This window comes from Streptomyces sp. NBC_01669, assembly GCF_026339735.1.
Lineage (GTDB): Bacteria > Actinomycetota > Actinomycetes > Streptomycetales > Streptomycetaceae > Streptomyces > Streptomyces yanii.
In genome coordinates this window covers 7,283,407-7,295,345 of the sequence record NZ_JAPEQG010000001.1, presented here as the reverse complement: position 1 = coordinate 7,295,345, position 11,939 = coordinate 7,283,407, and the positions used below count along the sequence as shown (strand labels likewise).

Sequence of the window (11,939 nt, the reverse complement as noted above, 5' to 3'; positions counted from 1 at the left end):
AGACTGCGGGGCGTGTCCGATCTTCACCCTTGCGCTCTCCCTCACGCCAGGGGAATACCCACCGTTCAACATCGGAAAGCGGCCGGTTGTATCGTCGAACCGGTCAACACCCGTCAGGGCTGGCTTTTTTTGGTTCGGAAACGCAGGGAACGGCAGGAGAAATGACCGTGCAGCAGGACGCTCCCACCGGCAGCGACACGCAGGACCTGGAGGTCTGGATCGACCAGGACCTCTGCACGGGAGACGGGATCTGTGTGCAGTACGCACCCGAGGTCTTCGAGCTGGACATCGACGGTCTGGCGTACGTGAAGAGCGACGACGACGAGCTGCTGCAGGACAAGGGGGCGACGACACCCGTTCCGCTTCCGCTGCTTCAGGACGTGGTCGATTCGGCCAAGGAGTGCCCGGGCGACTGCATTCATGTACGTCGCGTTTCGGACAGGGTCGAGGTCTACGGCCCCGACGCAGCCTGATCCGTCGGCTCCGGCCTGCCGGGTACGGGAAGTGATCGGTCAGGTGCTGTTCGGTTCGCCCTGCACGGCGCGGACGAAGGCGCCGTTCCGCCACTGCCAGGTCGCCTTTTCCTGCTGGTCGGGACAGCAGCGCGGGGTCTCGGGCGAGGAGTAGCCGAGGAGCGTGGCGGAGACGATTCCGTCACGCACGGTGAAGTCGCCGATGCTCATCTTCTGGGCGGGGTCCACCAGGGTCGCAACGACCCGGGGTGCGGCCCCGCTTCCCTGTGTGAGGACGTAGACACCGCTCGGCGGGGTGCCGGATCCGGCCGCGCAGTGGACCACGGCGACGGTTTCCGGCCGGTCGTCGCCGTCGAGGTCACCGACGACCTGCTTGGCGACGGTGCTCCCCACCGTCCCGCAGTCCAGCGGGAAGGTCGCCCGGGCCGGATCGGGGGCGGCCGCGGGCGCGGTGCCGTGCTGTGTGGCGGTGCGGTGCGGGGTCGAGGCCGAGGCGGTGGCGGCATCGGGCTGGAGCATGCCCGCTGCCGCGACGACGGCGGCCATGGCGGTCGCGGTCACGAGCCACTGCATCGGCCTGCTGTCGGTGTGCGCGAGGTCCGGGAGCTCGGAGGTCTGCACGCGGGATGTCTCCTGTGGTTCCTGTGGTGCGGCGATGCCGGGAAGGCGGGGCGTCAGCCGTGGGGTGGGGGTGGCCAGCATCGTGCCACACCTCACAGGGCAGTGGAACGGTGGGGTCGGTACGGATTCGGATTCCGTGCACAGCCCCGCAGCGGCAGCCTCCGCACGGGCAACGAAAAGGCGCCGCCGCGGAGTTCCCGGGTCGGTCCGGGAACTCCGCGGCGGCGCCGGTGCGTTGTGCGGGGTCAGCCGCGGGAGGAGGAGCCGCTCTGGCTGCCGGGACCGTCGTAGTCCTCGCCGTACGCGCCCTTGGCGGGCCGGCGGCGGCGCAGCGGGGCCTCCACACCGTCGGCCAGGCGGCGCGCGGTGACGAGGAAGCCGGTGTGGCCGATCATGCGGTGGTCCGGGCGGACCGCGAGCCCCTCGACGTGCCAGTTGCGGATCATCGATTCCCAGGGCTGCGGTTCGGCGAAGCAGCCGATCTCACGGATGGACTCGACGGTCCGGGCGAGCTGGGTGGTGGTCGCGACGTAGGCGCAGAGGATGCCGCCGGGGACGAGCGCCTTGGAGACGGCCTCCAGGCATTCCCAGGGGGCGAGCATGTCGAGGATGACCCGGTCGACATCGGTGTCGGAGAGGTTGTCCTGGAGGTCGCCGACGGTGAGCTGCCACGCGGGGTGCGGCTCGCCGAAGTAGCGCTCGACGTTCTGCTGGGCGATCTCCGCGAAGTCCTCGCGGCGCTCGTACGAGTGCAGCATGCCCTGGTCGCCGATGGCGCGGAGCAGGAAGGTGGAGAGCGAGCCGGAGCCGACGCCGGCTTCCACGACGCGGGCGCCGGGGAAGATGTCGGCGAACGCCAGGATCTGCCCCGCGTCCTTGGGGTAGACCACGGCGGCGCCGCGGGGCATGGACAGGACGTAGTCGGGGAGCAGGGGGCGCAGCGCGAGGTAGGCGACGTTTCCCGTGGTTCGGACCACACTGCCCTCGGGAGCACCGATCAGCTCGTCGTGCGGGAAAGAACCCTTGTGGGTGTGGAAGTTCTTTCCGGCTTCGAGCGTGAAGGTGTAGTGGCGTCCCTTGGGGTCGGTGAGCTGGACCTGGTCCCCGACCTTGAAGGGCCCGCGTCGGCGGGCGGCACCGGTCGGTTCAGACATGTGACCAGCGTACCGGTGTTTCCCGGGGCTCCGACCGCGCGCCGGAGAGCCCGGCCCGACCGGCCGGACGGGCCTCAGTGTCGGGCCACCTTCGACCGGGAAGCGGGGGGGCCTGGAGCGTGCGTGCCAGGGCACGACCGCCCGATCAGAGGCAGCCGGACAGCCTCTCAGGTGGCGGGGCGGGCCATGGCGGCGACGAAGGCGCGTTCGACGTCGGCGGTGGAGAGGACTCCGTAGATCTCGCCGGTCTCTTCGAGAACCAGGTATTCGGTGGCGGGGCTGGCCTTCAGGGTGTCGAGGAGTTCTTCGCCGGTGAGTTCGGCGGAGATCATCATTCCGACGGTCAGGTCCTGGGCGAGGGCGCTGACGGCGACCCAGGGGCGGCGGTGTTCGGGGACGGAGACGATGGCGGCCTCGCGGACGACGGCCTTGGGGTCGCCGTGTCCGTCGACGACGACGAGGGCGCGGGCACCTGCCTCGTTGGCGCGGCGGAGCGCTTCGGAGAGGGGGGTGGCGGCTTCCACGGGGACGGCGCGGCGGGTGAGGGTGCGGGCGCGCAGCTCGGGGAGGTGTTCGCGCAGGCGGGCCATGCGGAGGCTGTTGCCCGCCCCGGTCCAGATGATGGCGGCGAGGATCGCGGCGAGCAGGGCGTCGGTGACGGTGTCCATGCCGCTGACGTCGTCGGGGTTGTTCCCGAGCCCGCCGGTGTGGGTGAGGAGCGGGAGGCCGATCAGGACGGCGACGGCGAGAGCGCGCCCGACCCAGGCGGCGGCGACGGTGCCGCTCATGGCGCGGCCGGTGATCTTCCAGACGACGGCACGGAGCATGCGGCCGCCGTCGAGCGGGAGGCCGGGCAGCAGGTTGAAGGCGGCGACGATGAGGTTGGAGATCATCAGTCCGGCGAGCAGGACGCCGGGGACGGTGCCGGGTTCGACGAACTTCATGGCGACATAGAAGACGCCGGCGAGTACCAGGGAGAGCAGGGGACCGACAAAGGCGAGAACGAATTCGCGGCCGGGGGTCTCGGACTCCTTCTCGATCTCGGAGACGCCGCCGAAGAACTGCAGCTGGATGCGGCGCACGGGGAGCTTGTAGCGGAGCGCGGCGACCGTGTGCGCGAGTTCGTGGACGAGCACGGAGGCGTAGAAGGCGATCGCGAAGAAGAGGGAGACCAGATAGCGGACCGCGCCGAGTTCGGGCAGGACGCGGTCGAGCTGGCCGCCGAAGACCCAGGTGATGAGCGCCGCGACGAGGAACCAGCTGGGCGCGACGTATACCGGCACGCCGAAGGGGCGGCCCATCAGGAGCCCGCCGCCCGGCTCCCGGGGGCGCTGCGGTTTGCCGTTCTCGGGCGCGGCGGGGTCCGTACCGCCGGCGCCGGGCTGCGGCTGCCCGCTGTCGCCGCTCTCGTCCACGGGGTCCCTTCGGTCGGTGCCGTTCGGCACGATCATGCAGTGTGCGAGGGTCTGTCGTCGATGGTATGTCGCCCATGGCCTCCCGCCCTATCGCGGGGGACGCCACGAGTGTCAGTGGCGGGTCGTAGGGTCTTCGTCATGACTTCCGTGCCCCGGCCGCCGCAGCCGCCTTCGTCCCTGTCGCCGTCGCGGGCGAGCGACTTCATGCAGTGTCCTCTGCTGTACCGGTTCCGGGTGATCGACAGGCTGCCGGAGAAGCCCAGTGAGGCGGCTACCCGGGGCACGCTGGTGCATGCGGTGCTGGAGCGCCTCTTCGACGCACCGGCGGCGGAGCGTACGGCGAGCCGGGCGACGGCGATGGTTCCCGGCCAGTGGGACCGGCTGCTGGAGTCGAAGCCGGAGCTGTCGGAGCTGTTCGCGGAGGATGCGGAGGGCGAGCGGCTGGCGCGCTGGCTGTCGGAGGCGGAGAGCCTGGTGGAGCGGTGGTTCTCGCTCGAGGATCCGACGCGCCTGGAGCCGGCCGAGCGGGAGATGTTCGTCGAGACGGAGCTGGAGTCGGGGCTGCGGCTGCGCGGGGTGATCGACCGGATCGATGTGGCGCCGACGGGCGAGGTCCGGATCGTCGACTACAAGACGGGGAAGGCGCCGCGGCCGGAGTATGCGGAGGGCGCGTTGTTCCAGATGAAGTTCTACGCCCTGGTGATCTGGCGGCTGAAGGGTGTGGTGCCGCGCCGGCTGCAGCTGGTCTATTTGGGCAGCGGCGACGTCATGACGTACGACCCGGTCGTGGCGGATCTGGAGCGGGTGGAGCGGAAGCTGCTGGCGTTGTGGGACGCGATCCGGCTGGCCACGGAGACGGGCGAGTGGCGGCCGCGGCCGACGAAGCTGTGCGGCTGGTGCGACCACCAGGCAGTCTGTCCGGAATTCGGCGGGACTCCCCCGGTCTATCCGTTGTCCGTCCGCCCGGCCGTTCCGGGGCAGGGTGTGCAGGGCAGAATGGACCCGGTCCAGGCCGAGGCCGTCCGGCCGGCGGCCGCTGAAGGAGCTTGAGGAGATCTGGTGGCAATCCGCGTCCTACTGGTCGACGACCAGCCGCTGCTGCGCACCGGCTTCCGGATGATTCTTGAGGCCGAGGGTGATCTGGCGGTGGTGGGCGAGGCCGGTGACGGTCTCCAGGCTCTCGATCAGGTGCGGGCGCTGCAGCCCGATGTGGTGCTGATGGACATCCGTATGCCGCGGATGGACGGGGTCGAGGCGACGCGTCAGATCACGGGGCCGGGCCGGGACGGCCCGGCGAAGGTGCTGGTGCTGACCACGTTCGATCTCGACGAGTACGTGGTGGAGGCGTTGCGCGCCGGTGCCAGCGGCTTCCTGCTGAAGGACGCTCCGGCCAATGAGCTGGTGCAGGCGATCCGGGTGGTCGCGGCAGGCGAGGCGATGCTGGCCCCGAGCATCACGCGCAGGCTGCTGGACAAGTACGCGGATCATCTGCCGTCGGGCGAGGATCCCGTGCCGGACACCCTCCACACGCTGACGGAGCGTGAGGTGGAGGTGCTGAAGCTGGTCGCGCGCGGTCTGTCGAATGCGGAGATCGCCGCCGATCTGTTCGTCAGCGAGACGACGGTCAAGACGCATGTGGGCCATGTGCTGACGAAGCTGGGGCTGCGCGACCGGGTCCAGGCCGCGGTCTACGCGTACGAGAGCGGACTGGTGCGCCCCGGCGCCCAGTGATCCGGCCGGTGCCGGCCGGGACCGGGCGCCGGGGCGGCGCCGGGGTTCAGGCGGCGCTGCGGCCGAGCTCCCAGAACTGGAGGTCGGCGGAGGCATTGACCGACCACTCGACGCCGGTGAGGCCTTCGCGGGAGGCAATGTACTGCTTCCCCTGCCAGATCGGCAGCACAGGAACGTCGGTGGCGACGAGGTCCTGGAGCTTCTGGAAGGTCGCGGAGGCGGCGGCGCGGTCGGCGACGCGGCGGGACTGCGGGATCAGCGTGTTCTGGGCCAGCGTTGACTTGTAGGGCGAGTTGAGGAAGTTGTTCTTGTCGAGGAACGGCGCCATGTAGTTGTCCGGGTCCGGGAAGTCCGGGAACCAGCCCAGGCCGTAGACGGCGTAGTCGCCGCGCTTCTGTGCCGCCCGGTACTTCGCCCAGGGGGTGCCCTGGATGGTGACGTCGAACAGCCCGGTGGCGTTCAGTTGCTTCTTCAGCGTCTTGAACTCGTCGGCGGTGGCCGGACCGTAGTAGTCGGTCGTGTAGTGCAGGGTGAACTTCACCGGGGTCTCGATGCCGGCGGCCTGCAGCAGGGCGGCGGCCTTGCCGGTGCTGGGCTCGCCGTACTTGTTGTAGAACGAGTTGGTGTGCCCGGTGATGCTGGACGGAATCAGCGAGTAGAGCGGCTCGGCGGTGGTGCCGTAGACCTGGCCGGCGATCTGGCCGCGGTCGATGACCTGGGCGATGGCCTGGCGGACGGCCTTGTTCTTCACCGCGGGGTCGGTGGTGTCGAAGCCCAGGTAGCTGATGGCGAGGCTGGGCATCTCGGTGAGCTTGATGCCGTCCTTCGGCTTCTCCAGCATCAGCTTCGCCTGGCCGGGCGACATGGTGCGGGTCATCATGTCGATCTTCTTGTCGTCGAGTGCCTTGCCCATCGCCGCGGCGTCGGGGAAGAGGTCGAGTTCGACCTTGTCGTTGAGGACCTTCAGATCGCCCTTGTACTTCGGGTTCCTGGTGAAGACGACCTTGTCGACCTGGTTGTTCCTGACTTCCGGCTTCATCGTGTAGGGGCCGGAGCCGTCGACCTGGAAGCCTTCGCGCGGGGACTTCGCCGGGTACTTGCTCTTCGGCACGATGCCGGCGGCCGGGGTGGCGAGCTTGTAGGGGAAGGTCGCGTCCGGCGTCTTCAGGTGGAAGATGACTTCGTTGTCGTCGCGGGTCTCGATCGTGTCGATGTTGGCGAGCAGGCCGACGGGTCCGTTGTCGGAGTCGATGCCGATGACCCGGTTGATGGAGTACTTGACGTCCTCGGCGGTGACGGGCTTGCCGCTGGCGAAGGTGAGACCGCTGCGCAGCCTGCAGCGGTAGCTCTCGTTCTGCCGGTCGGTGAACGTACAGCTCTCGGCGGCCTCGGGGACGGGTTCGCCGCCGCCGCGCGGGACGTGGGTCAGCGTCTGCACGGTCTGCCGCAGGATGTTCCAGACGCCTGCTTCGTAGCCGATGGCGGGGTCGAGCGGTGCGGGGTTGTCCTCGGTGGCGACGAACTGGTCCGTGGTGCCGACAACGATGGCGGCGTTGCCATCGCTCCCGCCGTCCGCCGCGCCGCAGGCGGCGAGTACGGGGGCGAGCAGGCCGACGACGGCCGGCAGCACCAGAGTCTTGCGGTTCATCTTGGACGTTCTCCCTCATCCGACCATTGAGAAAACGACATTAGTGGGAGCCGCCGGTAATCCCTGACCGGTGGCGTTCCATGCGTAATCGAATGGTGAAGGGAATTGTCGCCGCGCTGATTTCCCGGGCAGGGAAGGTTCCGTACAGGACTCCACGAATCGGGACAGTTGGGCGGATCAAAACAGGCATCCCGGGCAATCTCGAGGGAGATCGTGAGTCTTCGAGGTGACCAAGCTCACCCCTGAGTCAATCCCCGCCTTGGCATGCTCCCGACTTTTCCCTACGCATGCGTGACGAAACGCGCACACGGCCGCGCCGAGAGCTTTTCTATTCATTCACAGAAATACTCTCGGTACGGGGATCAATGCATTCCCGTGACCAGGCCGCGGAGAAATGCGAGATCGACTTCTTCGAGAGAGCCCACCACGACCCGGCCCGATGCGGGCGCGATCGGTGCGACGGACGGTACGGCGACGACCCAGCAGCCGGCGGCCTCTGCCGCGGCGACACCGGTTGCGGTGTCCTCGATGACCGCACAGCGCTCGGGGGCCGCCCCGAAGCCGGAGGCGGCGGTGAGGTAGGGCTCCGGGTGCGGCTTCGTCCGGGAGACCTCGTCACCTGCGACGGTGAGCGAGAAGTGGTGGTGGCCGACCGAGTCCAGCACCCGGTCGATGATGCGCCGGTGCGAGGCGGAGACCAGGGCGGTCGGGACCTCGTGCGCCACCAGTTCGGCGAGCAGCCGCGCGGCGCCCGGCATCAGCGGCACACCGCGGTCGATGCGCTCCTCGAAGCGGTCGTTGAGCAGCACGGTGAGCTCCGGGAGGGTGATGTCCGCACCGGTGACATCGATGAGATACCCGGCGCTGCGGGTCATCGGCCCGCCGACGACCACGTCCTTCCACGCCTCGTCCAGCCGGTACCCGAGGTCGGCGAAGACCGCCACCTCGGCCTCCCACCAGAAACCCTCGGTATCGACCAGGGTGCCGTCCATGTCGAGGAAGACGGCCTGCAGGGCGGCGCCTTCAGCCGTACGGATCAAGGACGCGGGGACCGTACTGGTCATGCGGCACACCTTCCATGAGGGACGAGAAGGCCGGCCGCCTTTTCCAGGGAAAGGGCGGCCGGCCTGCACTGGACCGACCAGTGTACGACTCGTCCCGCTACGGCGCGTCGGACATTTCCTTACCGCGCGTTGAAGTACTTCGCCTCCGGGTGGTGGATGACGATCGCGTCCGTGGACTGCTCCGGGTGGAGCTGGAACTCCTCGGACAGGTGGACACCGATCCGCTCGGGCTGCAGCAGGTCGGCGATCTTCGCCCGGTCCTCCAGGTCGGGGCAGGCCCCGTAGCCGAGGGAGAAGCGTGCGCCGCGGTACTTCAGCGCGAACATGTCCTCGACCGCGGCCGGGTCCTCGCCGCCGAAGCCGAGCTCGGAACGGACCCGGGCGTGCCAGTACTCGGCGAGGGCCTCGGCGAGCTGGACGGAGAGGCCGTGCAGCTCCAGGTAGTCGCGGTAGGAATTGGCCTCGAAGAGCTTGGCGGTCTCGCCGCCGATCTTCGAACCGACGGTGACGACCTGGAGACCGATCACGTCCGTCTCACCGGACTCCTCCGGGCGGAAGAAGTCCGCGAGGCAGAGGCGGCGGCCGCGGCGCTGGCGCGGGAAGGTGAAGCGGGTGCGCTCGGAACCGTCCTCGTGCAGCAGGATCAGGTCGTCGCCCTTGGAGACGCACGGGAAGTAGCCGTAGACCACGGCGGCTTCCAGCAGGTTCTCCGTGTGCAGCTTGTCGAGCCAGCCGCGCAGGTGCGGGCGGCCCTCGGTCTCCACGAGCTCCTCGTACGTCGGTCCGTCACCGGCGCGGGCCTGCTTGAGGCCCCACTGACCCTTGAAGAGCGCACCCTCGTCGAGCCAGGAGGCGTACTCCTTGAGCTGGATGCCCTTGACGACACGGGTGCCCCAGAACGGCGGTTCGGGGACCGGGTTGTCGGTGGCGACATCGGACCGTACGCCGTCCTCGGGCTCGTCGACCTCCAGTACGGCGGTCTCCCGCCTGGGGACGCGGCGCTGCTTCAGCTCGGGGAGGGCGGCGCCGGGAACGCCGCGCTTGACCGCGATCAGGGCGTCCATCAGGCGCAGGCCCTCGAACGCGTCGCGGGCGTAGCGGACCTCGCCCTCGTAGATCTCGTGGAGGTCCTGCTCGACATAGGCCCTGGTGAGAGCCGCGCCGCCAAGGATCACCGGATATTCGGCGGCCAGCTTGCGCTGGTTCAGCTCCTCCAGGTTCTCCTTCATGATCACGGTGGACTTCACCAGGAGACCGGACATGCCGATGACATCGGCGCGGTGCTCCTCCGCGGCTTCCAGGATCGCGGAGACCGGCTGCTTGATGCCGATGTTGACCACGTTGAAGCCGTTGTTGGACAGGATGATGTCGACGAGGTTCTTGCCGATGTCGTGGACGTCGCCGCGGACGGTGGCCAGAACGATCGTGCCCTTGCCCTCCGCGTCGGACTTCTCCATGTGCGGTTCCAGGTAGGCCACGGCGGACTTCATGACCTCGGCGGACTGGAGCACGAACGGCAGCTGCATCTGACCGGAGCCGAACAGCTCGCCGACGACCTTCATGCCTTCGAGCAGCGTGTCGTTGACGATGTCGAGAGCCGGACGGGTCCGCAGTGCCTCGTCGAGGTCGGTCTCCAGGCCGTTCTTCTCACCGTCGATGATGCGGCGCTGGAGGCGCTCGTCGAGCGGCAGTGCGAGGAGCTCCTCGGCCTTGCCTGCCTTCATCGACTTCATGTTGACGCCCTCGAACAGCTCCATGAGCCGCTGCAGCGGGTCGTAGCCTTCGGCGCGGCGGTCGTAGATGAGGTCGAGTGCGACCTTGACCTGCTCCTCCTCCAGGCGCGCGATCGGCAGGATCTTCGAGGCGTGCACGATGGCGGAGTCGAGACCGGCCTTGACGCACTCGTCGAGGAAGACGGAGTTCAGGACGACCCGGGCGGCCGGGTTGAGACCGAAGGAGATGTTCGACAGGCCGAGCGTGGTCTGGACGTCGGGATGGCGCCGCTTCAGCTCGCGGATGGCGCCGATGGTGGCGACGCCGTCCTTGCGGGACTCCTCCTGACCGGTGCAGATGGTGAAGGTCAGCGCGTCGATGAGGATGTCCGACTCATGGATGCCCCAGTTGCCGGTCAGGTCCTCGATCAGCCGCTCGGCGACGGCGACCTTGTGCTCGACGGTGCGGGCCTGGCCCTCCTCGTCGATCGTGAGAGCGATCAGCGCGGCGCCGTGCTCGGCGGCCAGTTGCGTGACCTTGGCGAAGCGCGACTCGGGTCCGTCGCCGTCCTCGTAGTTGACGGAGTTGAGGACCGCCCGGCCGCCGAGCTTCTCCAGGCCTGCCCGCAGGACCGGCAGCTCGGTGGAGTCGAGCACGATCGGGAGCGTGGAGGCGGTGGCGAAGCGGCCGGCCAGCTCCTCCATGTCCGCGACACCGTCCCGGCCGACGTAGTCGACGCAGAGGTCGAGCATGTGCGCGCCCTCGCGGATCTGGTCGCGCGCCATCTCCACGCAGTCGTCCCAGCGGGCCTCCAGCATGGCCTCGCGGAACTTCTTGGATCCGTTGGCGTTCGTACGCTCGCCGATGGCGAGGTACGAGGTGTCCTGGCGGAACGGGACCGTCTGGTACAGCGAGGCGGCGCCGGGCTCGGGTCGTGGGTCACGGGGGGTGAGGGCGGCGCCGCGGACACGTTCGACGACCTGGCGCAGGTGCTCCGGAGTCGTACCGCAGCAGCCGCCGACCAGCGAGAGGCCGTACTCCTGGACGAACGTCTCCTGCGCGTCGGCCAGCCCTTCGGGACCGAGCGGGAAGTGCGCGCCGTCCCTGGTGAGCACCGGCAGTCCGGCGTTGGGCATGCAGAGCAACGGGATGCGGGAGTGGCGGGTGAGGTAGCGCAGGTGCTCGCTCATCTCCGCCGGGCCGGTCGAGCAGTTCAGGCCGATCATGTCGACGCCGAGCGGTTCGAGCGCGGTCAGGGCGGCGCCGATCTCCGAGCCGAGCAGCATGGTGCCGGTCGTCTCGAACGCCAGCGAGCACAGCAGCGGGAGGTCGCTGCCCATCGCCTCCAGCGCCCGCCGCGCACCCAGTACCGCGGCCTTGGTCTGGAGGAGGTCCTGCGTCGTCTCGATGATGAGCGCGTCCGCGCCGCCGGCGATCAGTCCTTCGGCGTTCTGCTGGAAACCGTCGCGGAGCACGGTGTACGGCGCGTGGCCCAGCGTCGGCAGCTTGGTGCCGGGGCCGATGGAGCCGAGCACCCAGCGCTGCTGCCCGGTGGAGGCAGTGAACTCGTCGGCCACCTCGCGGGCGATGCGCGCGCCGGACTCGGACAGTTCATGGATGCGCCCGGGAATGTCGTACTCGCCCAGGGCGGAGGCGTTGGCACCGAAGGTGTTCGTCTCGACGCAGTCCACCCCGACCGCGAAGTACTCCTCGTGCACCGAGCGCACGATGTCCGGGCGGGTGACGTTGAGGATCTCGTTGCAGCCTTCGAGGTTCTGGAAGTCCTCAAGGGTGGGGTCCTGCGCCTGGAGCATGGTGCCCATGGCACCGTCGGCCACCACCACGCGGGTGGTGAGTGCCTCGCGGAGGGCTTCGGCTCGGTTCCGGCTGTCGGCGGAAGGGGTCGGCGACGGGGCCATGGATGTACTCCCAGGGATGCGACGGCTGTCGGCTTTGCGGCTTCGGTGGAGGCCGCACCTCGTCAGGGTAGCCGGGTGCCGCCTTCGACCGTCACTGTGTCCCACGGAACGGACGGCATGCTGTGCGGGGGAATGTCCGGGGCGTGCGGCGCAGCAGGCTCGCCGCAGGATCGAGCATCGGTCGGCATCGACCGATAGTGT

Annotated in this window: 9 protein-coding genes; 3 read left to right on the top strand and 6 right to left on the bottom strand. The window is 69.0% G+C overall.

What is annotated here, in order from left to right:
- Nucleotides 1–161: 161 nt before the first annotated feature.
- Nucleotides 162–473, top strand: coding sequence for a ferredoxin (locus tag OG972_RS32575; RefSeq protein WP_266987621.1), 312 nt, complete (start codon nt 162–164; stop codon nt 471–473).
- Between the two features lie 39 nt (nt 474–512).
- On the opposite strand, the gene OG972_RS32570 is transcribed toward OG972_RS32575, so the two are convergent.
- The 3 genes from OG972_RS32570 to OG972_RS32560 form a co-directional block, all read right to left on the bottom strand.
- Complete coding sequence (locus OG972_RS32570; RefSeq protein ID WP_266990859.1) at nt 513–1,094, bottom strand: hypothetical protein; 582 nt, start codon at nt 1,092–1,094, stop codon at nt 513–515.
- A 245-nt stretch (nt 1,095–1,339) separates the two neighbouring features.
- On the bottom strand, nt 1,340–2,248 hold the full coding sequence (locus OG972_RS32565) for a tRNA (adenine-N1)-methyltransferase (RefSeq protein ID WP_037700492.1): 909 nt from the start codon (nt 2,246–2,248) through the stop codon (nt 1,340–1,342).
- Nucleotides 2,249–2,415: 167 nt separating this feature from the next.
- Entirely contained in the window at nt 2,416–3,663 is a 1,248-nt protein-coding gene (locus OG972_RS32560; RefSeq protein ID WP_266990857.1) for a site-2 protease family protein, read from the bottom strand.
- Between the two features lie 204 nt (nt 3,664–3,867).
- Here OG972_RS32560 and OG972_RS32555 point away from each other — a divergent pair, with 204 nt between their 5' ends.
- Together OG972_RS32555 and OG972_RS32550 are read left to right on the top strand one after the other, a co-directional pair.
- Nucleotides 3,868–4,713 (top strand): PD-(D/E)XK nuclease family protein, encoded by an 846-nt coding sequence (locus tag OG972_RS32555; RefSeq protein WP_323135958.1) that lies wholly within the window; start codon nt 3,868–3,870, stop codon nt 4,711–4,713.
- Between the two features lie 9 nt (nt 4,714–4,722).
- Complete coding sequence (locus tag OG972_RS32550) at nt 4,723–5,394, top strand: response regulator transcription factor (protein ID WP_266987616.1); 672 nt, start codon at nt 4,723–4,725, stop codon at nt 5,392–5,394.
- A gap of 46 nt (nt 5,395–5,440) precedes the next feature.
- On the opposite strand, the gene OG972_RS32545 is transcribed toward OG972_RS32550, so the two are convergent.
- The 3 genes from OG972_RS32545 to metH all read right to left on the bottom strand — a co-directional run bounded on the left by OG972_RS32545 (nt 5,441) and on the right by metH (nt 11,738).
- The gene (locus OG972_RS32545; protein WP_266987614.1) at nt 5,441–7,042 is read right to left on the bottom strand and encodes an ABC transporter substrate-binding protein; all 1,602 of its coding nucleotides are present in this window, start codon (nt 7,040–7,042) and stop codon (nt 5,441–5,443) included.
- Between the two features lie 362 nt (nt 7,043–7,404).
- Entirely contained in the window at nt 7,405–8,106 is a 702-nt protein-coding gene (locus OG972_RS32540; RefSeq protein WP_266987612.1) for an HAD family phosphatase, read from the bottom strand.
- 119 nt (nt 8,107–8,225) lie between these two features.
- Nucleotides 8,226–11,738, bottom strand: a complete 3,513-nt coding sequence (metH, locus tag OG972_RS32535; protein ID WP_266987610.1) for a methionine synthase — start codon at nt 11,736–11,738, stop codon at nt 8,226–8,228.
- Nucleotides 11,739–11,939: the final 201 nt, after the last annotated feature.